We start from the raw sequence: 21889 nt of genomic DNA, 5'->3' as shown, positions 1-21889 counted from the left end.
CGAGGCGATGCCATCGCAGGCAAGCCAGCTCCCACATTGGTCGGGTTTCCAAAGAGAAACAGCGGTGTTTTTCCAAGCAAAAAAAAGAGACCCGAAGGTCTCTTTTTCCGCACGGGCAGCCCCTTACAGGCTGGAAATCCGCGCGTGTTGCTCCGCCAGCTTGCCCAAAGCCTGTTCAGCCTCAGCCAGTTTGGCGCGTTCTTTCTCGATCACTTCAGCCGGAGCCTTGTCGACGAACGCCGCGTTGGACAGCTTGCCGCCCACCCGCTGCACTTCGCCTTGCAGGCGCAGGATTTCCTTGTCCAGGCGCGCCAGTTCGGCACCCTTGTCGATCAGGCCGGCCATCGGCACCAGCACTTCCATCTCGCCCACCAGTGCGGTGGCGGACAGCGGTGCTTCTTCGCCAGCGGCCAATACGGTGATCGACTCCAGCTTCGCCAGCTTCTTGAGCAGCGCGTCGTTCTCGGTGAGGCGACGCAGGTCTTCGCTGCTGGCATTCTTCACGAACACGGCCAGTGGCTTGCCCGGACCGATGTTCATCTCGGCGCGGATGTTGCGCGTACCCATCATCAGGGTCTTGAGCCACTCGATATCGCTTTCGGCCGCCTCATCGATGCGGGCTTCGTTGGCCACCGGCCAAGGTTGCAGCATGATGGTCTTGCCGTCTTTGCCGGCCAGCGGCGCGATGCGCTGCCAGATTTCTTCGGTGATGAACGGCATGAACGGATGCGCCAGGCGCAACGCCACTTCCAGCACGCGTACCAGGGTGTGACGGGTGCCGCGCTGACGTTCGATCGGCGAGTTCTCGTCCCACAGCACGGGCTTGGACAGTTCCAGGTACCAGTCGCAATACTGGTTCCAGATGAACTCGTACAGGGCCTGTGCCGCCAGGTCAAAGCGGAACTGGTCGAGTTGACGGGTCACTTCGGCTTCGGTGCGCTGCAACTGGGAGATGATCCAGCGGTCCGCCAGGGACAGCTCGATGGCCTCGCCGTTCTGGCCGCAGTCTTCGCCTTTATCCAGCACGTAGCGCGCGGCATTCCAGATCTTGTTGCAGAAGTTGCGATAGCCTTCGACGCGGCCCATGTCGAACTTGATGTCGCGACCGGTGGACGCCAGCGAGCAGAAGGTAAAGCGCAGGGCGTCGGTGCCGTAGCTGGCGATGCCATCGGCGAACTCGTCGCGGGTCTGCTTCTCGATCTTCTTCGCCAGTTTCGGCTGCATCAGGCCCGAGGTGCGTTTCTGCACCAGGGTTTCCAGGTCGATGCCGTCGATGATGTCCAGCGGGTCCAGGACGTTGCCCTTGGACTTGGACATCTTCTGGCCCTGGCCATCACGCACCAGGCCGTGCACGTACACGGTCTTGAACGGTACCTGCGGGGTGCCGTCTTCGTTCTTCACCAAGTGCATGGTGAGCATGATCATCCGGGCAACCCAGAAGAAAATGATGTCGAAGCCGGTGACCAGCACGTCGGTGGAATGGAATTTCTTCAGGAATTCGGTCTGTTGCGGCCAGCCGAGGGTGGAGAACGTCCACAGGCCCGAGCTGAACCAGGTGTCCAGTACGTCGTTGTCCTGTTGCAGCGCCACGTCCGCGCCAAGGTTGTGCTTGGCACGTACTTCGGCTTCGTCGCGGCCCACGTAGACCTTGCCCGACTCGTCGTACCAGGCCGGAATCCGGTGGCCCCACCACAGCTGGCGGCTGATGCACCAATCCTGGATGTCACGCATCCACGAGAAGTACATGTTTTCGTACTGTTTCGGCACGAACGCGATGCGGCCGTCTTCCACGGCAGCGATCGCCGGCTCAGCCAGCGGCTTGGTGGACACGTACCACTGGTCGGTCAGCCAGGGCTCGATGATGGTGCCGGAGCGGTCGCCCTTCGGCACTTTCAGGCCGTGGTCGTCAACGCTCACCAGCAGGCCGGCGGCGTCGAAGGCGGCAACGATCTGCTTGCGCGCTTCAAAACGGTCGAGGCCGGCGTATTCAGCCGGGATCTTGCCGTCGATGCTCTCGTTCAGCGTGCCGTCGAGGTTGAACACCTGGCAGGCCGGCAGGACAGCGGCGTTTTTGTCGAAAATGTTCAGCAGCGGCAGGTTGTGGCGCTTGCCGACTTCGTAGTCGTTGAAATCGTGGGCCGGGGTGATTTTCACGCAGCCGGTGCCGAATTCAGGGTCGCAGTAGTCGTCCGCGATAATCGGGATGCGACGGCCAACCAGCGGCAGCTCGACGAACTTGCCGATCAGCGCCTGGTAGCGTTCGTCATTCGGGTTGACCGCGACGGCGGCGTCGCCGAGCATGGTTTCCGGACGGGTGGTGGCGACGATCAGGTAATCATTGCCTTCGGCGGTCTTGGCGCCGTCAGCCAACGGGTACTTGAGGTTCCACAGGAAACCTTTCTCGTCGTGGTTTTCCACTTCAAGGTCGGAAATCGCCGTGTGCAGCTTGGTGTCCCAGTTGACCAGGCGCTTGCCGCGGTAGATCAGGCCGTCTTCATGCAGGCGCACGAAGGCTTCCTTCACGGCTTCCGACAGGCCGTCGTCCATGGTGAAGCGCTCGCGGCTCCAGTCGACGGACGAGCCCAGGCGACGGATCTGACGGCTGATATTGCCGCCGGACTGATCCTTCCATTCCCAGATTTTCTCGAGGAATTTCTCGCGGCCCAGGTCGTGACGGTTCTGGCCGGTGGCTTCCAGTTGGCGTTCCACCAGCATCTGGGTGGCGATACCGGCGTGGTCTGTACCTGGTTGCCATAGGGTATTGCGACCCTGCATGCGGCGGAAACGAATCAGGGCATCCATGATCGCATTGTTGAAGCCATGGCCCATGTGTAGGCTGCCAGTGACGTTCGGTGGCGGAATCATGATGGTGTAGGCATCGCCCGCGCCTTGCGGAGCGAAATAATTCTCGGACTCCCAGGTCTGGTACCAGGAAGTTTCAATAGCGTGCGGCTGGTAGGTCTTATCCATGCGCGGCGGGACCCTAGTTGGCATTAATTCAGGAAAGCCGACAAGTATAACGGGGGATAGGGGAGAGGGGTAGGAGCGAGCTTGCTCGCGAAAAACCTGAGGGCGGCGCGTTCATTCAGGATGTACGCGTTATCGTTCACGCCCTTCGCGAGCAAGCCCGCTCCCACAGGGGATATGTGTCAGCCTTAGTTCTGGTACTGGCTCAACAACCGTTCCATGCGCGCATCCAGCCGGCGCTTGATCTCGGTTTCGATATGCGGGGCAAAATCGTCGATCACGTCTTGCATGATCAGTTGCGCGGCGGCGCGCAGTTCGTTGTCCAGGTGCAGCAGCAGGGCGTCGGGGGCTTTTTCGGCGGCAGGTACGGCAACAGCCGCAGCCGGCGCAGCTTGCACCGCGGGCGTTTCGACAGGTTCCGGCGTAACCGGCTTGCCACCCACCATATCGAACAGCAGGGGAATTTGTACGTCACCGTTGACCGCATCGGTCAGCAATGGCGGTTGCAGGTCATCATCACCGAGCAGCTTGCGGATCGACTCAAGGTCGTCCAGCAGGTGGTCAGAGTCTTTTAGCGGGTTTGGAGTGTCCATCGTGTGCTCAAAGTCGTTGTAGCCGGTGATCTTGCAGAGAATAGCCCTGTTCGCGGTAGAAACGGAAACTCTCCCGCGCGGCCTGACGAATAGCCGGGTCTTCCACCACCACTTCCGCCACGCGGGCGAAACCCTTGGCGAAGGCCGGTACTTTCAGGTCAAGGTTGACCAGCAGGTCTGTGTGATCGCCACAGCTGTCGCCCAAACCCAGTACCACCAGGCCTTCCGGCTCTGATTCGGCGGGGCCGTGGGGCACGAAGCTTTCGCCCTTGAAGCGCCACAGGCGGGCGTCGAGGTCGTCACGCTGGGCGGCATCGCTGCAATGCAGGTAGATACGGTGGCCCATGCGCCAGGCTTTTTCGGTGAGCTTGCAGGCAAAGTCCAGGCGCGCGGAAGGATCGGCGCTGGGCAATATATAGAAGTCGACTTGGGTCATTGCGGTTCCTGAGCCCCGGGCGGCTTTACAGGCGCCCGGGGATCTTCAGTTTCAGGCTTTGGCGCGGTCCAGCAGGTACTGGGTCAGCAATGGAACCGGACGGCCAGTGGCGCCCTTGTCCTTGCCGCCGCTGGTCCAGGCAGTGCCGGCGATGTCCAGGTGCGCCCAGTTGAAGTTCTTGGCGAAACGCGACAGGAAGCACGCCGCAGTGATGGTGCCGGCTTTCGGGCCACCAATGTTGGCGATGTCGGCGAACGGGCTGTCCAGCTGTTCCTGATACTCATCGAACAGCGGCAGTTGCCAGGCGCGGTCGTCTGCAGCCTGGCCGGCGCTGAGCAGTTGGCCGATCAGTTCGTCATTGTTGCCCAGCAGGCCCGATGTGTGGGCGCCCAGGGCAACTACGCAGGCACCGGTCAGGGTGGCGATGTCGATCACGGCTTGCGGCTTGAAGCGCTCGGCGTAGGTCAGGGCGTCGCACAGCACCAGGCGGCCTTCGGCGTCGGTGTTGAGGATTTCCACGGTCTGGCCGCTGAGGGTGGTGACGATGTCGCCCGGACGGGTCGCGCCGCCGCTCGGCATGTTCTCGGCGCAGGCCAGGATGCACACCAGGTTGATCGGCAGCTTGAGTTCCAGCACGGCACGCAGGGTGCCGAACACGCTGGCGGCGCCGCCCATGTCGTACTTCATCTCGTCCATGCCCAGGCCCGGCTTGAGGCTGATGCCGCCGGTGTCGAAGGTGATGCCTTTGCCGACCAGGGCAAATGGCTTCTCGGACTTCTTGCCGCCGTTGTATTGCATCACGATCAGGCGTGGCGGCTGGTCGCTGCCCTGGCCCACGGCATAGAACGAGCCCATGCCCAGTTCCTTGATCTTCTTCTCATCCAGGACTTCGACTTTCAGGCCCTTGAATTCCTTGCCCAGCGCCTTGGCTTGCTCGCCCAGGTAGGTTGGGTGGCAGATGTTCGGTGGCAGGTTGCCCAGGTCACGGGTGAACGCCATGCCGCCGGCGATGGCCTGGGCGTGGGTCACGGCGCGTTCGACTTCAGCCTGGGCCGCCTTGATGGTCAGCAGGGTGACTTTCTTCAGGGCGCGGGGTTCGGCCTTGGTGCTCTTGAACTGGTCGAAGACGTAGCCGCCGTCCAGCAGGCTTTCGGCCAGCAGGCGGGTCTTGCCGTAGCTGTCGCGGCCCTTGACCACGACTTCGTCCAGCGCCAGGGCCGCGTCGGTGCCGCCCAGGCCCTTGAGGGTGTTGAGGATGCCGGCGATGATCTTGCGGAACGGACGGTCGCCCAGTTCGGCGTCTTTACCAACGCCCACCAGCAATACGCGGTCGGCTTTAAGGTTAGGCAGGCTTTGCAGCAGCAGGCTTTGGCCGACCTTGCCGGCCAGGTCGCCGCGCTTGAGGACTGCGCTGATGGCGCCGCCGCTCAGTTCGTCCAGTTGCTTGGCGGCAACGCCCAGCTTGCGGCCTTCGCCGACAGCGACCACGAGGGTGGCGGTTTTCAACGTTTCGGGGCTAACGCTTTTTACAACCAGTTCCATTTTCGGGTCCCTTATAAAGGTCAGTGAGCCAGGAGTCTGTACTCCGGCTTGTAAGCTTGGCAGCCTGTAGGCCGCCCGCGACAAAGGCCGCAGTTTGAACCTCGCCGCCCGAGCCTGACAACCCTTGCGGGCAGCTTTGTGCACGCGTATGAGCAAGCTCCGTGACAGGTGCGGTCAATCACAGGATAATGCGCCATCTTTTTAGCCGGCCTGCAGCAATGGGTCGACTCGATATGCTTGCTTGTTTGGCCGCCTTAGCCTGACAACCCTGGAGTGTCTGGTTTGATCGTCTTCCGTTATCTATCCCGCGAAGTCCTGTTGACCCTGAGTGCCGTGAGTGCGGTATTGCTGGTCATCATCATGAGTGGTCGCTTCGTCAAATACCTCGCCCAGGCTGCCTCGGGTGCCCTGGATCCGGGTTCGCTGTTCCTGATCATGGGCTTTCGCCTGCCGGGCTTCCTGCAGTTGATCCTGCCATTGGGCCTGTTTCTCGGGATTCTGCTGGCCTACGGCCGCTTGTACCTTGAAAGCGAAATGACCGTGTTGTCGGCCACCGGCATGAGCCAGCAACGTTTGCTGGCCATGACCATGGTTCCGGCCACCGGTATCGCGCTGGTGGTGGCCTGGCTGAGCTTGAGCCTGGCACCCCAGGGTGCCCTGCAGTTCCAGCTGGTGCTGAACAAACAGGACGCCATGACCGAATTCGACACCCTGGAGCCGGGCCGCTTCCAAGCGCTCAACGACGGCACCCGGGTGACCTATACCGAGCAAATGTCGGATGACCGTGCCAACCTGGGAGGGGTGTTCATCTCCCAGAAAAACCTCGGCCAGAACCAGAAAGACCGTGGTATTTCGATTCTGGTGGCCGACAAGGGGCGCCAGGAAGTGCGTCCGGATGGCAGCCGTTACCTGATCCTGGAAGATGGCTATCGCTATGACGGCAGCCCCGGTCAGGCCGATTACCGCGCAATCAAGTACGACACCTATGGCGTGATGCTGGCCCGGCCGGATGTCAGCGATGAGGTCACCGACCGCGACGCGATCCCGACCCCAGACCTGATCGGCAGCAAGGAACTGCGTTCGATCGCCGAGCTGCAATGGCGGATTTCCCTGCCGTTGCTGGTGTTTATCGTGACCTTGATGGCAGTGCCGCTGTCCCGGGTCAACCCGCGCCAGGGCCGCTTCCTCAAGCTGCTGCCGGCGATCCTGCTTTATATGGCTTACCTGACCATCCTGATTTCCGCCCGCGGCTCCCTGGAGAAGGGCAAACTGCCGCCGGCCCTTGGGTTGTGGTGGGTCCACGGGGTCTTCCTGGCCATTGGCCTGGGGCTGCTTTATTGGGAACCGATGCGGTTGAAGATGCGGAGTCGTCGCAGCGTGAAGGAGATGGCCCGTGGTTAAGCTCGACCGCTACATTGGTAGCAGCGTCCTGGTCGCAATCCTTGCGGTATTGGGCATTATTCTGGGGCTGGCCTCGTTGTTCGCCTTCATTGATGAAGTCGGCAACGTCAGCGATACCTACACCGTCACCGACGTCCTGAGCTACGTGGCGCTGACGGCGCCCCGTCGCCTGTACGACATGATGCCGATGGCTGCGCTGATCGGCTGCCTGATCGGCCTGGGCAGCCTGGCCAGCAACAGCGAGCTGACCATCATGCGCGCGGCGGGTGTTTCCATCGGTCGCATCGTGTGGGCGGTCATGAAGCCCATGCTGTTGCTGATGGTGGTCAGCGTGCTGATCGGTGAATACGTGGCGCCTCCCGCCGAGTCCACGGCCCAGGCCAATCGTGCCCTGGCCCAGGGTTCGGGCGACGCCCAGAGCTCCAAGCATGGCCTGTGGCACCGCCAGGGTGAGGAGTTTATCCACATCAACGCCGTGCAGCCGGGTGGCTTGCTGGTGGGTGTCACCCGCTACCACTTCGACAAGGAACGTCACCTGCTGTCGTCGAGCTTCGCCAAACGTGCACAGTACGCCGACGAAAAGTGGCAACTGAGCGATGTGACCACCACCTATTTCCGTGATATCGGCAAGGGTGCGGCATCGACCACCGAAGTGATCAATGTGCCGACGGAGCAGTGGGATATTTCCCTCAAGCCCGAATTGCTGAATACCGTGGTGATGATCCCGGAAAGCCTGCCTATCTCCGGCCTGTGGGGGTATATCCATTACCTCAAGGACCAGGGCTTGAACAACGGCCGTTACTGGCTGGCGTTTTGGGTCAAGGTGTTGCAGCCGGTGGTGACGGCTGCGCTGGTGCTGATGGCGATCTCGTTCATCTTTGGCCCGTTGCGTTCCGTGACCCTCGGCCAGCGCGTGTTTACCGGCGTACTGGTGGGTTTCACCTTTCGTATCGCCCAGGACCTGCTGGGGCCGTCCAGCCTGGTATTCGGTTTCTCGCCGCTGTTTGCGGTGCTGGTGCCGACCGCCATCTGCGCCGTGGCCGGCTTCTGGCTGTTGCGTCGGGCCGGTTGAGCCCGCGCTTATGAACAAAAAATGCCCCGTTCGAACGACCGGGGCATTTTTGTTCTTGGTCGCCATGGATGACGTCTGGTCTGCGCATCAGGTACAATTCCCGGCTATTTTTCAGCGGGCAGTCTGCCTGCAGCCTTTTTGAGTGTTGATCCGTGAGTGATTTGAGTCATATCCGCAATTTCTCCATCATCGCCCACATTGACCATGGCAAGTCGACGCTGGCCGATCGATTCATCCAGATGTGCGGCGGCCTTGCCGAGCGTGAAATGGAAGCCCAGGTGCTGGACTCCATGGACCTCGAGCGCGAGCGCGGGATCACCATCAAGGCCCACAGCGTAACCCTGTACTACACCGCCAAAGACGGTATCAAGTACCAGCTCAACTTCATTGACACCCCGGGTCACGTCGACTTCACCTATGAAGTCAGCCGTTCCCTGGCGGCCTGCGAAGGTGCGTTGCTGGTAGTGGATGCGGGCCAGGGCGTTGAAGCCCAGTCCGTGGCCAACTGCTACACCGCCATCGAGCAAGGCCTGGAGGTGATGCCGGTGCTGAACAAGATCGACCTGCCACAGGCCGATCCGGACCGCGTCAAGGAAGAGATTGAGAAGATCATCGGCATTGACGCCACCGACGCCGTCGAGTGCAGCGCCAAGACCGGCCTGGGCGTCGACGAGGTGCTCGAGCGCCTGGTCAAGACCATTCCAGCCCCCACCGGCAACTACGAAGATCCGCTGCAAGCGTTGATCATCGACTCCTGGTTCGACAACTACCTGGGTGTTGTTTCCCTGGTACGCGTACGCCACGGCCGTGTGAAGAAGGGCGACAAGATCCTGGTCAAGTCCACCGGCAAGATCCACCTGGTGGACAGCGTCGGTGTATTCAACCCGAAGCACACGGCTACCACTGATCTGAAAGCCGGCGAAGTAGGCTTCATCATCGCCGGTATCAAGGACATCCACGGTGCACCGGTAGGTGACACCCTGACCTTGAGCTCCACCCCTGACGTCGACGTGCTGCCGGGCTTCAAACGCATCCAGCCGCAGGTTTACGCCGGCCTATTCCCGGTCAGCTCCGACGACTTCGAGGATTTCCGCGAAGCCCTGCAGAAGCTGACCCTCAACGACTCGTCGTTGCAGTACACCCCGGAAAGCTCCGACGCCCTGGGCTTCGGTTTCCGCTGCGGGTTCCTGGGCATGCTGCACATGGAAATCATCCAGGAGCGCCTCGAGCGCGAATACGACCTGGATCTGATCACCACCGCGCCGACGGTTATTTTTGAACTGGCGCTGAAAACCGGTGAAACGATTTACGTCGACAACCCGTCCAAGCTTCCGGATCTGTCTTCCATCGAAGACATGCGCGAACCGATCGTGCGGGCCAATATTCTTGTGCCGCAAGAGCATCTGGGCAACGTCATTACCCTGTGTATCGAAAAGCGTGGCGTACAGCACGACATGCTGTTCCTCGGTACCCAGGTGCAAGTGACCTACGATTTGCCGATGAACGAAGTGGTCCTGGACTTCTTCGACCGTCTCAAATCCACCAGCCGCGGCTATGCTTCGCTGGATTACCATTTTGACCGTTACCAATCAGCTAATCTGGTGAAGCTGGATGTACTGATCAACGGCGACAAGGTGGATGCCCTGGCGCTGATCGTGCACAAGGACAACGCGCACTACAAAGGTCGCCAGTTGACCGAAAAGATGAAAGAACTGATTCCGCGCCAGATGTTCGACGTTGCGATCCAGGCCGCCATTGGCGGGCAGATCATTGCACGGACTTCCGTCAAGGCACTCAGAAAGAACGTACTGGCCAAATGCTATGGCGGCGACGTCAGCCGTAAGCGCAAGCTGCTCGAGAAGCAAAAGGCCGGTAAAAAACGCATGAAGCAAGTGGGTAACGTGGAAATTCCACAAGAAGCCTTCCTTGCGGTGCTCAGGTTGGATAGTTAGGTCCTATGTCACTAAATTTCCCGCTGTTGCTGGTCATCGCCGTTGCCGTTTGCGGTCTATTGGCGTTGCTCGATCTGGTGTTCTTCGCCCCGCGTCGCCGGGCAGCCATCGCGTCCTATCAGGGCAGCGTCAGCCAGCCCGATGTGGCGGTGATCGAGAAACTGAACAAAGAGCCGATGCTGGTTGAATACGGCAAGTCGTTCTTCCCGGTGTTGTTCATCGTGCTGGTGCTGCGTTCGTTCCTGGTGGAACCGTTTCAGATCCCTTCGGGCTCGATGAAACCTACCCTGGACGTGGGCGACTTCATCCTGGTGAACAAGTTTTCCTACGGGATCCGCTTGCCGGTGATCGACAAGAAAGTGATCGAGATCGGTGACCCGCAGCGCGGCGATGTGATGGTGTTTCGCTACCCAAGCGACCCGAACGTCAACTACATCAAGCGTGTAGTGGGCCTGCCGGGCGACGTGATTCGCTACACCAGCGACAAGCGCCTGTTCGTCAACGGCGAGTCGGTGGCAGAAAAACTGATCGGCTCCGAGCCGAACACCCTGGGCAGCGCCGAGCTGTACCAGGAAAAACTCGGGGCGGTAGAGCACGAAATCCGCAAGGAGATGAGCCGCTACCGTTCGCCGCCTGACAACCAGTGGACAGTGCCTGCCGGGCACTACTTCATGATGGGCGACAACCGCGACAACTCCAACGACAGCCGCTACTGGGATGACCCGAATATTCCCAAGGACCTGCTGGGCATGGTCCCCGACCAGAATATCGTCGGCAAGGCCTTCGCGGTATGGATGAGTTGGCCGGAACCCAAGCTCAGCCACCTGCCGAACTTCTCGCGGGTCGGGCTGATCAAGTAATCCATGCGGCGCTGTGAACACAGCGCCGAATGCTTTTCTGGGGCTTGGACAAAACCAGGCCCCATGCAGCAACCACCAGGATTTGAATTTGAACACAGCGTTAATCGTCGCAGGCCACCGGTGCCTCGAACTGAATGTGGGTAAACCGTGAGCGTTTCTCTAAGCCGTCTCGAGCGCCAGCTCGGCTACACCTTCAAGGATCAGGAATTGATGATCCTTGCCCTCACACACCGCAGTTTTGCCGGGCGTAACAACGAGCGCCTGGAATTCCTCGGTGATGCCATCCTCAATTTCGTCGCCGGCGAAGCCCTGTTCAATCGCTTCCCGCTGGCCCGCGAAGGCCAGTTGTCGCGCTTGCGTGCGCGCCTGGTGAAAGGCGAGACCCTGGCTGTACTGGCCCGTGGTTTCGACCTGGGTGATTACCTGCGCCTGGGCTCCGGCGAGCTGAAGAGCGGCGGTTTCCGTCGCGAGTCGATCCTGGCCGACGCCCTTGAGGCACTGATCGGCGCGATCTACCTCGACGCGGGCATGGAAGCGGCGAAAGAGCGCGTCGTCGCCTGGCTGTCGACCGAAATCGAAAGCCTGACGCTGGTAGACACCAACAAAGATCCAAAGACCCGCCTGCAGGAATTCCTGCAGTCCCGTGGTTGCGACCTGCCGCGTTACGAAGTGGTGGATATCCAGGGTGAACCGCATTGCCGAGTCTTCTTCGTCGAATGCGAAATCACCTTACTGAATGAAAAAAGCCGAGGTCAGGGTGTGAGCCGTCGTATTGCCGAACAGGTAGCGGCCGCTGCAGCACTGATTGCCCTGGGCGTGGAGAATGGCCATGACTGATTCAACCGCAACTCGCTGTGGCTATGTTGCCATCGTCGGCCGTCCGAACGTGGGCAAGTCCACGTTGCTGAACCACATCCTGGGACAGAAGCTGGCGATCACCTCGCGCAAGCCCCAGACCACCCGCCACAACATGCTGGGCATCAAGACCGAAGGCGCCGTACAGGCTGTCTACGTTGATACCCCGGGCATGCACAAAGGCGGCGAAAAGGCCCTCAACCGCTACATGAACAAAACCGCTTCGGCAGCGTTGAAAGACGTCGACGTGGTGATCTTCGTGGTCGACCGCACCAAGTGGACCGACGAAGACCAGATGGTTCTGGAGCGCGTGCAGTACGTCACCGGCCCGTTGATCGTCGCGTTGAACAAGACCGACCGCATCGAAGACAAGGCCGAGCTGATGCCGCACCTGAGCTGGCTGCAGGAACAACTGCCGAACGCCCAGATCATGCCGATCTCGGCCCAGCACGGGCACAACCTTGAAGCCCTGGAACGTGTGATTGCTGGCTACCTGCCGGAGAACGAACACTTCTTCCCGGAAGACCAGATCACCGACCGCAGCAGCCGTTTCCTCGCCGCCGAACTGGTACGCGAGAAAATCATGCGCCAGATGGGTGCCGAGCTGCCGTACCAGATCACCGTCGAAATCGAAGAGTTCAAGCAGCAGGGCAAGACCCTGCATATCCATGCGCTGATCCTCGTCGAGCGTGACGGCCAGAAGAAAATCATCATTGGCGACAAGGGCGAGCGCATCAAGCGCATCGGCACCGAAGCGCGCAAGGACATGGAGTTGCTGTTTGATTCCAAGATCATGCTCAACCTGTGGGTGAAGGTTAAGGGTGGTTGGTCCGATGATGAGCGTGCGTTGCGTTCGTTGGGTTACGGCGACCTGTAACAGGTCTCCGGAACACCGCAGGACAAATGTGGGAGCGGGCTTGCTCGCGAATGCGGGGTGTCAGTCACCAGATGTGTTGACTGACACCCCGCATTCGCGAGCAAGCCCGCTCCAACATTGGATAGTCGTTGTTTTCCAGACCGTGTTCCCGCAGCGAGAACCCCATGTCTCAAACCCCACCCACCGGCCAACCCGCCTACGTCTTGCACAGCCGCGCCTACCGCGAGACCAGCGCCCTGGTGGACTTCCTCACGCCCCAAGGCCGCCTGCGCGCGGTCTTGCGCAGTGCACGCGGCAAGGCCGGCACCCTGGCGCGGCCCTTCGTGGCCCTGGAAGTGGAGTTTCGTGGACGCGGCGAGCTGAAGAACGTCGGCCGCATGGAAGCTGCCGGCGCCTCCAACTGGCTCAACGGTGAGGCGCTGTTCAGCGGCCTCTACCTCAACGAATTGCTGATCCGCCTGCTCCCCGCCGAAGACCCGCACCCCGGCGTCTTCGATCATTATGCCGCCACCTTGCTCGCCCTCGCCGAAGGCCGTCCCCTGGAGCCGCTGCTGCGCGCATTCGAATGGCGCCTGCTGGATGACTTGGGCTACGGCTTCGAACTGAGCAACGACCTGCACGGCGAGCCCATCGCCGCCGACGGCATGTATCGCCTGCAAGTGGACGCAGGCCTGGAGCGGGTCTACCTGCTGCAACCCGGCTTGTTCCAGGGCACCGAATTGCTCGCCATGAGTGAAGCCGACTGGACCGCCCCCGGCGCCCTGTCCGCCGCCAAGCGCCTGATGCGCCAAGCCCTGGCCGTGCATCTGGGCGGTCGACCACTGGTCAGCCGCGAGTTGTTTCGAAAGCCCTGACATCCCCGTGTATGCTGTGCAGCGATTCCTTCCCTCTTCAGGAGCGCTTTTCGTGACCACCAGCAATCGCATTCTTCTCGGCGTGAACATCGACCACGTAGCCACCCTGCGCCAGGCCCGGGGCACCCGTTACCCGGACCCGGTCAAGGCCGCGCTGGACGCCGAAGAAGCGGGCGCCGACGGCATCACCGTGCACCTGCGCGAAGACCGGCGCCACATCCAGGAGCGCGACGTGCTGCTGCTCAAGGACGTGCTGCAAACCCGCATGAACTTCGAAATGGGCGTCACCGAGGAAATGATGGCGTTCGCCGAGCGCATCCGCCCGGCGCATATCTGCCTGGTGCCGGAAACCCGCCAGGAACTGACCACCGAAGGCGGCCTCGATGTGGCTGGCCAGGAAGCGCGGATCAAGGCTGCCGTGGAGCGCCTGTCGAAGATCGGCAGTGAAGTCTCGCTGTTCATTGATGCCGATGAGCGCCAGATCGAAGCTTCGCGCCGTGTCGGTGCCCCGGCCATCGAACTGCACACCGGCCGTTATGCCGACGCGACCACGCCGACCGAAGTTGCCGACGAATTACAGCGCATCATCGACGGCGTCAACTGCGGCCTGGGCGAAGGCCTGATCGTCAACGCCGGCCACGGCCTGCACTACCATAACGTCGAAGCCGTGGCTGCGATCAAGGGCATCAACGAGCTGAACATCGGCCATGCGCTGGTGGCTCATGCGCTGTTCGTCGGCTTCAAAGGCGCCGTCGCCGAGATGAAAGCCTTGATTCTGGCCGCCGCCAAACATTAAAAAGAGCGCTGAAGATCCAATGTGGGAGCGGGCTTGCTCGCGAAGGCGGTGGGTCTGTTACTCATGCATCGTCTGACACGCCGCTTTCGCGAGCAAGCCCGCTCCCACACAAGCCCGCTCCCACATGTGGCAATGCGAACCCTTACTGTTTAGGTGATGCCGGTGTATGGTATCTGCCCTTTGCGGGTCTCGGACCCGCGGCAGATACGTGAGGTTGTTGTGTCCCAATCGTTTTCCCGTCGACAAATCCTGGGTGGTCTTGCCGGTCTCGCGGTGGTGGGCGTCGGTGCCGGTGGCGCCTATCGCTACTGGCTCGGGAAGGTGGCCGAGGCCGAGGCGGGGCACGATTACGAGCTGATCGCCGCGCCGCTGGACGTGGAGCTGGTGCCGGGGCACAAGACCCAGGCCTGGGCCTTCGGCCCTTCGGCGCCGGGCACCGAGTTGCGAGTGCGCCAGGGTGAATGGCTGCGGGTACGCTTTATCAACCACCTGCCGGTCGCCACCACCATCCACTGGCATGGCATACGCCTGCCGCTGGAAATGGACGGCGTGCCGTATGTCTCGCAATTGCCGGTACTGCCGGGCGAATACTTCGACTACAAATTCCGCGTGCCCGATGCCGGCAGCTATTGGTATCACCCCCACGTGAACAGCAGCGAAGAACTGGGCCGTGGCCTGGTGGGCCCGCTGATCATCGAGGAGCGCGAACCCACCGGTTTCAAGCACGAACGCACCCTGAGCCTGAAAAGCTGGCACGTGGACGAAGAGGGCGCTTTTGTCGCCTTCAGCATTCCCCGCGAAGCGGCCCGGGGCGGCACCGCCGGACGCCTGTCGACCATCAATGGCGTGTCCCAGGCGGTGATTGATTTGCCGGCCGGGCAGATCACCCGTGTGCGCCTGCTCAACCTCGATAACACCCTGACCTATCGCATCAACATCCCCGACGTTGAAGCGCAGATCTATGCCCTGGACGGCAACCCCATCGAACCGCGCCCGCTGGGCAAGGAATACTGGCTCGGCCCTGGCATGCGCATCTGCCTGGCGATCAAGGCGCCGCCCGCCGGTGAAGAATTGTCGATCCGCAACGGCCCGGTACGCCTGGGCACCTTCCGCTCGGTGGCCAGCACCGACACGGCGACCGAATGGCCGCCTGCGTTGCCGGCGAACCCGATTGCCGAGCCGGACCTGGCCAATGCCGAGAAACTCAACTTCAATTTCGAATGGGTTGGATCGGTCTCGGTGAACGTGGACAATAAGCCACCGAGCCTGTGGCAGATCAACGGCCAGGCCTGGGACATCACCGACAAGACCTGCGCCGACCGCCCGATTGCCAAGCTTGCAAAGGGCAAGAGCTACATTTTCGAATTGAAGAACATGACCCAGTACCAACACCCGATCCACCTGCACGGCATGAGTTTCAAGGTCATCGCCTCGAACCGCCACAAGGTGATTCCGTACTTCACCGACACCTACCTGCTGGGCAAGAACGAGCGTGCCCGCGTGGCGCTGGTGGCGGATAACCCGGGTGTCTGGATGTTCCACTGCCATGTGATCGACCACATGGAAACCGGCCTGATGGCCGCCATCGAGGTGGCGTGATGCGCCAGTTTCGCCCCACGGCGATTATCGACCGCAGCCGCGACCAGGACTTCATGCGTGAAGCGCTGGCCCTGGCTGCCCAGGGTGCCGCGCTGGGCGAAGTGCCGGTGGGCGCGGTGCTGGTGCAGGATGGCGAAGTAATCGGGCGCGGCTTCAACTGCCCCATCAGCGGCAACGACCCCAGTGCGCATGCCGAGATGGTCGCGATTCGGGCCGCTGCTCAGGCTGTCAGTAATTATCGACTGCCGGGCAGTACGCTCTACGTCACGCTGGAGCCGTGCAGCATGTGCGCCGGGCTGATCGTGCATTCACGGATTGCCCGGGTGGTGTACGGCGCGCTGGAGCCGAAAGCCGGGATTGTGCAAAGCCAGGGGCAGTTTTTTACCCAGGGCTTTCTCAACCATCGGGTGCTGTATGAGGGCGGGGTGTTGGCCGAGGAGTGCGGGACGGTGTTGAGCGAGTTCTTCAAGGCGCGAAGAGCCAAAGGCTGACGCGATACCCTGTGGCGAGGGAGCTTGCTCCCGCTGGGCTGCGTAGCGGCCCCAAAATCTGGGGAGCGCTGCGCACTCCAGCAGGAGCAAGCTCCCTCGCCACAACAGCAGTCTTATTTCTTCAACACAACAGCAGTCTTATTTCTTCGCGACAATCACCGCCCGCATCGGCGCCGGCAGCCCTTCGATGGTCTTGCTGTGATCTTCAGGGTCCAGGAAGTCGCTGAGGGACTGATACTTCATCCACGCCGTGCCGCGCTGTTCCTCGACCGTGGTCACGCTCACGTCCACACAGCGCACCTCACTGAAGCCCGCGCGTCGCAGCCACAGCATCAGCGCCGGCACCGACGGCAGGAACCAGACGTTGCGCATCTGCGCGTAGCGGTCTTCCGGCACCAGCACTTGCTGCTGATCGCCTTCAACCACCAGCGTCTCCAGCACCAGCTCCCCACCCTTGACCAGGCAATCCTTCAGCGCCAGCAAATGCTCGATGGGCGAGCGGCGATGGTAGAACACACCCATGGAAAATACCGTGTCGAAGCCTTCCATGTTCGACGGCAGGTCTTCAAACGGGAACGGCAGGTGCCAGGCCTTGGGCGTCGGCAGATAACGCTGCACCGCCTGGAACTGGCAGAAGAACAACCAGTTCGGGTCAACGCCAATCACACTGTCGGCGCCGGCGCCGAGCATGCGCCACATGTAATAGCCGTTGCCGCAACCCACATCGAGGATGCGTTTGCCCTTGAGGTCCAGGTGCGGCGCGACCCGCGACCATTTCCAGTCCGAGCGCCACTCGGTGTCCACGTGCACGCCGAACAGATCGAACGGGCCCTTGCGCCACGGGCAAAGGCCCATCAGCGCAGTACGCATTTGCGCACGGGTGTCGTCGTCGCAGTCGGTATCGAGCACGAGGCCGTTCAGCAGGTCGATTTCACTGGGCATGATCTTCGGCAGCGCATCCAGCGCGCTCTGCCAGCGTTCCAGGTCGCCATGGCCTTTTTCCATCTTTGCATCGAGTTGCGCTTGCAGGCCCTGGGCCCATACGGCCAGGGGAGTGCCGACCAGATGGCGGGCGAGGGGAGACAGATCAATCATGGCAAGGCAATCAACGAAGCAAAGTTAAGACACTGGAACCACGGCACGACTTTCGAGAACCCGGCCGCCAGCAGGCGTTCGCGGTGTTCTTCGAGGCTGTCGGGCTTCATGACGTTTTCGATGGCGCTGCGCTTCTGGGCGATTTCCAGTTCGCTGTAGCCGTTGGCACGCTTGAAGGCGATGTGCAAATCGGTGAGCAGCGCATGTTCTTCCGGGTCATTGAAGCGCAGCTTTTCCGAAAGGATCAGCGCGCCGCTCGGCAGCAGCGATTGGCGAATGCGCGAGAGCAAGGCCAGGCGTTGTTCGGGGGCGATAAATTGCAGGGTGAAGTTCAGCGCCACTACCGAAGCCGGCTGGAATTGCAGGGCGAGGATATCGCCCTCGATCACCTCCACCGGCAGCAACTCCTGGAACATCGAGTCCTGGCCGTTGAGGTATTCGCGGCAACGCTCGACCATCGCCGCCGAGTTATCCACCGCGATCACCCGGCAACCGTCGGTGCGCACGTGACGGCGCAGGGCCTGGGTCACGGCGCCGAGGGACGAACCGAGGTCGTAGAGCACGCTATTGGGCTGGGCAAATTGCGCCGCGAGCACGCCGAGGTTTTCGACGATGGTCGGGTAGCCGGGCACCGAGCGCTTGATCATGTCCGGGAAAACCCGCACCACGTCTTCGTTGAAGGCGAAGTCCGGCACCTGGGGCAGGGGCTGGGCGAATAGGCGATCGGGTTCTTTGCTCACGGCTGTTCCGGCGACGAAGGGGGAAAGCCGGGCATTTTAGCGTAGGAGCTGGCTTGCCGGCGATGTTCGTTAACGATGACGCGGACTTTCTGGATGAACGCGGCAACTGTGGGTTTTTTCGCTGGCAAGCCAGCTCCTACAGGTTGACGGTTTTTTTCTGAGGAAAGGAAGAGGCCGTAATGCCCCACTGCCCCAGCCAGTAGCTGACAATCAGCAAATACGGCGCCGCTTCAAACGCCACCACAAACCGATTGATCCCGATCAGCGTGTCGGAAAACACGAACGACGCCGCACCTGCGGCCGCCAGGTATGCCGAGCGCTTGGGTACATCGCTGCCCAATCGTGCCAGCGCTCGCCACAGCATCGCGCTGATCACCAGTGCATAAACCACCACCGGCACCAGCAATGGGCCCAGGCCATGGGAAATCAGGATGCTCAGCAAGATCGCACCCACCACCAGCGCCAACACCAGCGGCAAAATGGCCGGGCGGCGGCAGTCGCTCAAGTAGGCTTTCAGGTACGCCAGGTGCGCGAACAAAAACGCACCGAGGCCGAAGATGAACAGGTCGCCGGGCCAGGCCAGCAGCACATCGCCCACCAGGGAAAAAATCAGCCCCAGGCTGATCCAGCGTCGATAGTCGGTGGGCGGCGCATCATGCAGCCAGCCCAGCAGCGCCAGTACCGGCAATGGCTTTACCAACAGGCAGAGCAGGGTGGCGTGGGTGCTCAGGCCGTAGATAAAGGTTACCGCCCCCATCAACGCAAGGATCATCCATGGCATATCAGTTCACCGTAATGGCGCAGTCGAAGGTTTCGGCCGGTTCAGCTTCCGGCTCCCAGGGTTGTTGTGAGGTGAGGCGCAAACGGCCCTGGCCGGCGTTGAAGGCCTGGAAGCGCCAGGTGGATTGGCCGCCACTGCCGACCACGCCGGTGTCGTCGGTGTTGCTGTAGACCTCGGGGCTCAGGCTGCGCAGCACGCCGCCGGCCGAGTCCTGGATGGCCCAGCGGTAACCGGTGGTGGGATTGCTGGGCAGGGTCAGGATCAGGTTTTGCCCGGTCTTGAGTTGCAGCGGGCAGGCGCTCTGTTTTTCCACGGTGACGTTTTGCTTCGGCGCACTGGCGCAGGCGGCGAGCAGGCAAAGGCTCAGGGGGAGAAGCAGACGGGCAGCGGTCATGGGGGCTCCGTTGTTTGGCGACGAAGGGCGAGCATAACCGAAGATGAGACAAGGTATGACAGATGGCGTTGTGTTGGCTGCACCGGCCTCTTCGCGAGCAAGCCCGCTCCCACATTCGACCGCATTCCAAAGCATGGACTCGGTCAAGTGTGGGAGCGGGCTTGCTCGCGAAGAGGCCAGCTCAGGCGCTACATAACTATCAGAACAACACCTTCGCCACATCCGCAAAGCGCTTGGCAAAGTGCACCGTCATCCCTTCCTTCAGGTACTCCGGCAGCTCTTCAAAGCTCCCCCGGTTAGGCTCCGGCAAGATCAACTCGTGAATCTTCTGGCGCCGCGCCGCAATCACCTTCTCGCGCACCCCGCCAATCGGCAGCACATGCCCGGTCAGCGTCAGTTCACCGGTCATCGCCACGCCTTTTTTCGGCGGCTGGTTACGCGCCAGCGACAGCAGCGCACTGGCCATGGTCACGCCCGCGCTCGGGCCGTCTTTCGGTGTGGCGCCTTCCGGCACGTGCAGGTGCACGAAGGCTTCATCGAAGAACTTCGGGTCACCGCCAAACGACTTCAGGTTCGAGCTGATGTAGCTGTAGGCAATCTCGGCCGACTCCTTCATCACTTCACCCAGTTGCCCGGTGAGCTTGAAGCCACGGTTCAGCGTGTGGATGCGCGTCGCCTCGATCGGCAGGGTCGCGCCGCCCATGCTGGTCCAGGCCAGGCCGGTGATCACACCGGTGCCCGACAGCACTTGCTCGTTACGGAACACCGGCATGCCCAGGGAGGCTTCCAGGTCCTTGTTGCCGATCTTGATCACCGAGTCCGGCTCATCCAGCAGCTTGACCACCGCCTTGCGCACCAGTTTGCCCAGCTGTTTCTCCAGTTGGCGCACCCCGGCTTCGCGAGCGTAACCATCGATCAGGGCGCGCAGGGCGCCGTCGCTGATGGACAGGCTGTTTTTCGACACGCCGGCTTTTTCCAGCTGCTTGGGCCACAGGTGACGCTTGGCAATCGCGACCTTTTCTTCGGTGATGTAGCCCGACAGGCGAATCACTTCCATCCGGTCCAGCAACGGGCCGGGGATCGAATCCAGGGTGTTGGCGGTGCACACGAACAGCACTTTGGACAGGTCCAGGCGCAGGTCCAGGTAGTGGTCGAGGAATTCGACGTTCTGTTCCGGGTCGAGGGTTTCGAGCAGGGCCGAGGCCGGGTCGCCCTGGTAGCTCTGGCCCATCTTGTCGATCTCGTCGAGCATGATCACCGGGTTCATCACTTCCACATCTTTGAGGGCTTGCACCAACTTGCCCGGCATCGCACCGATGTAGGTGCGGCGATGGCCCTTGATCTCGGCCTCGTCACGCATGCCGCCGACGCTGAAGCGGTAGAACGGCCGGCCGAGGGATTCGGCAATCGATTTGCCGACACTGGTCTTGCCCACGCCCGGCGGGCCCACCAGCAACACGATGGAGCCGGCGACTTCGCCCTTATAGGCGCCGACGGCGAGGAACTCGAGGATGCGACTCTTGATGTCGTCCAGGCCGGCGTGGTGTTTGTCGAGCACCTTGCGAGCGTGCTTGAGGTCAAGTTTGTCCTCGCCATACACGCCCCACGGCACCGAGGTGGCCCAGTCCAGGTAGTTGCGGGTGACCGCGTACTCCGGCGAACCGGTTTCCAGGATCGACAGCTTGTTCATTTCTTCGCTGATGCGTTTCTGCGCCTGGGTCGGCAGGACCTTGTCCACCAGGCGTTGTTCGAATTGCTCGACGTCGGCGCTGCGATCGTCCTTGGTCAGCCCCAGCTCTTGCTGGATGACCTTGAGTTGTTCCTTGAGGAAGAACTCGCGCTGGTGTTCGCCGATCTTGCGGTTCACTTCGGCGGAGATTTCTTTTTGCAGGCGCGCGACTTCGACTTCCTTGCGCAGCATCGGCAGGACTTTTTCCATGCGCTTGAGCATGGGCACGCAGTCCAGCACTTGCTGCAGTTCAGTGCCGGTGGCCGAGGTGAGGGCGGCGGCGAAGTCGGTCAGCGGCGACGGGTCGTTGGGGCTGAAGCGGTTGAGGTAGTTCTTCAGTTCTTCGCTGTACAGCGGGTTGAGCGNNNNGCACCTTCACCAGGGTGCCGTACAGCGGCAGGCTGGAGGTGTCGAAGTGGCGCGGATCTTCAGGCGGGGTTTCCATGAAGAACAGGGCAAGGGAGTGGTGGTCGGACTTGCTCACCAGCTCCAGGGTTTCGGCCCACGGCTCTTCATTGACGATCACCGGCAACACTTGCGCCGGGAAGAAAGGCCGGTTGTGGATCGGGATGATGTAGACCTTGTCGGGCAGGTTTTGCCCTGGGAGGGCCAAGCCAGTGTTGGCGGAAGTGTGTTCAGCGTTTTCCGGGTCGGCGTAGTCGTTGAGGTCGATGTCCGGGAATTCTTGCTGGTCGCTCATGGGGCACCTGCATAGGGAAGTATGCAAGTTAGATGGGGCGGGTCGGCAGTGGTTTCAATGGGTGGGGTGAGATAGCAACATATTGCACAATATTTTCAAAAGCACCGCTGAACAAATGTGGGAGCGGGCTTGCTCGCGAAGGCGGTCTGTCAGTC

General features: G+C 61.4%; 18 protein-coding genes and 1 pseudogene. 10 read left to right on the top strand and 9 right to left on the bottom strand.

The features are described 5' to 3' along the window. Nucleotides 1-123 precede the first annotated feature (123 nt). The 4 genes from HX873_RS05910 to HX873_RS05895 form a co-directional block, all read right to left on the bottom strand. The gene (locus HX873_RS05910) at nucleotides 124-2970 is read right to left on the bottom strand and encodes a valine--tRNA ligase (protein WP_177021376.1); all 2847 of its coding nucleotides are present in this window, start codon (nucleotides 2968-2970) and stop codon (nucleotides 124-126) included. Nucleotides 2971-3155: 185 nt separating this feature from the next. Further along, a complete protein-coding gene (locus tag HX873_RS05905; protein ID WP_177027932.1) occupies nucleotides 3156-3560 on the bottom strand; it encodes a DNA polymerase III subunit chi in 405 nt (134 codons plus the stop codon). Nucleotides 3561-3567: 7 nt separating this feature from the next. Continuing rightward, nucleotides 3568-3996, bottom strand: a complete 429-nt coding sequence (locus HX873_RS05900) for a DNA polymerase III subunit chi (RefSeq protein WP_102605183.1) — start codon at nucleotides 3994-3996, stop codon at nucleotides 3568-3570. 51 nt (nucleotides 3997-4047) lie between these two features. Next, entirely contained in the window at nucleotides 4048-5538 is a 1491-nt protein-coding gene (locus HX873_RS05895; RefSeq protein WP_177035651.1) for a leucyl aminopeptidase, read from the bottom strand. A gap of 282 nt (nucleotides 5539-5820) precedes the next feature. On the opposite strand from HX873_RS05895, the gene lptF reads away from it, so the two are divergent. The 10 genes from lptF to tadA all read left to right on the top strand — a co-directional run bounded on the left by lptF (nucleotide 5821) and on the right by tadA (nucleotide 16295). Further along, entirely contained in the window at nucleotides 5821-6939 is a 1119-nt protein-coding gene (gene lptF, locus HX873_RS05890) for an LPS export ABC transporter permease LptF (RefSeq protein ID WP_008438514.1), read from the top strand. Then, nucleotides 6932-8011, top strand: a complete 1080-nt coding sequence (lptG, locus tag HX873_RS05885; protein WP_003210440.1) for an LPS export ABC transporter permease LptG — start codon at nucleotides 6932-6934, stop codon at nucleotides 8009-8011. Before lptF ends, lptG begins: the two co-directional genes overlap by 8 nt. A 152-nt stretch (nucleotides 8012-8163) precedes the next feature. Continuing rightward, entirely contained in the window at nucleotides 8164-9963 is a 1800-nt protein-coding gene (lepA, locus tag HX873_RS05880; RefSeq protein ID WP_003210439.1) for a translation elongation factor 4, read from the top strand. 5 nt (nucleotides 9964-9968) lie between these two features. Further along, nucleotides 9969-10823: a signal peptidase I gene (gene lepB, locus HX873_RS05875; protein ID WP_003210437.1), complete on the top strand. Its 855-nt coding sequence runs from the start codon at nucleotides 9969-9971 to the stop codon at nucleotides 10821-10823. A 147-nt stretch (nucleotides 10824-10970) separates the two neighbouring features. Next, nucleotides 10971-11660, top strand: coding sequence for a ribonuclease III (gene rnc / locus HX873_RS05870; RefSeq protein ID WP_003210434.1), 690 nt, complete (start codon nucleotides 10971-10973; stop codon nucleotides 11658-11660). Then, complete coding sequence (gene era / locus HX873_RS05865) at nucleotides 11653-12555, top strand: GTPase Era (protein WP_003210432.1); 903 nt, start codon at nucleotides 11653-11655, stop codon at nucleotides 12553-12555. The genes rnc and era overlap by 8 nt, the downstream gene beginning before the upstream one ends. Before the next feature lie 164 nt (nucleotides 12556-12719). Beyond that, complete coding sequence (recO, locus tag HX873_RS05860; protein WP_003210428.1) at nucleotides 12720-13409, top strand: DNA repair protein RecO; 690 nt, start codon at nucleotides 12720-12722, stop codon at nucleotides 13407-13409. Nucleotides 13410-13461: 52 nt separating this feature from the next. Then, on the top strand, nucleotides 13462-14205 hold the full coding sequence (gene pdxJ, locus HX873_RS05855) for a pyridoxine 5'-phosphate synthase (RefSeq protein ID WP_003210427.1): 744 nt from the start codon (nucleotides 13462-13464) through the stop codon (nucleotides 14203-14205). 219 nt (nucleotides 14206-14424) lie between these two features. Beyond that, the gene (locus tag HX873_RS05850) at nucleotides 14425-15804 is read left to right on the top strand and encodes a multicopper oxidase family protein (protein ID WP_087695164.1); all 1380 of its coding nucleotides are present in this window, start codon (nucleotides 14425-14427) and stop codon (nucleotides 15802-15804) included. Further along, nucleotides 15804-16295 (top strand): tRNA adenosine(34) deaminase TadA, encoded by a 492-nt coding sequence (gene tadA / locus HX873_RS05845; RefSeq protein ID WP_003210422.1) that lies wholly within the window; start codon nucleotides 15804-15806, stop codon nucleotides 16293-16295. Before HX873_RS05850 ends, tadA begins: the two co-directional genes overlap by 1 nt. Before the next feature lie 138 nt (nucleotides 16296-16433). Here the strand turns inward: tadA and cmoB are convergent, their stop codons facing one another. From cmoB to lon, 5 genes and pseudogenes are all read right to left on the bottom strand, one after another. Next, nucleotides 16434-17390, bottom strand: coding sequence for a tRNA 5-methoxyuridine(34)/uridine 5-oxyacetic acid(34) synthase CmoB (cmoB, locus tag HX873_RS05840; protein WP_177008181.1), 957 nt, complete (start codon nucleotides 17388-17390; stop codon nucleotides 16434-16436). Continuing rightward, entirely contained in the window at nucleotides 17387-18130 is a 744-nt protein-coding gene (gene cmoA, locus HX873_RS05835) for a carboxy-S-adenosyl-L-methionine synthase CmoA (protein ID WP_177122469.1), read from the bottom strand. The genes cmoB and cmoA overlap by 4 nt, the downstream gene beginning before the upstream one ends. A gap of 136 nt (nucleotides 18131-18266) precedes the next feature. Beyond that, nucleotides 18267-18911 (bottom strand): lysoplasmalogenase, encoded by a 645-nt coding sequence (locus HX873_RS05830; RefSeq protein WP_177035654.1) that lies wholly within the window; start codon nucleotides 18909-18911, stop codon nucleotides 18267-18269. 1 nt (nucleotide 18912) lies between these two features. Next, complete coding sequence (locus HX873_RS05825) at nucleotides 18913-19305, bottom strand: protease inhibitor I42 family protein (RefSeq protein WP_003210413.1); 393 nt, start codon at nucleotides 19303-19305, stop codon at nucleotides 18913-18915. A 199-nt stretch (nucleotides 19306-19504) separates the two neighbouring features. Further along, nucleotides 19505-21734: pseudogene (lon, locus tag HX873_RS05820) on the bottom strand (endopeptidase La). Nucleotides 21735-21889: the final 155 nt, after the last annotated feature.

Origin of the sequence: Pseudomonas sp. P7758 (genome assembly GCF_013386485.1) — a bacterium.
Classification (GTDB): Bacteria; Pseudomonadota; Gammaproteobacteria; order Pseudomonadales; family Pseudomonadaceae; genus Aquipseudomonas.
The sequence above is the reverse complement of the archived record's forward strand: the minus strand, read 5'-3'. Positions and strand labels throughout refer to the sequence as shown.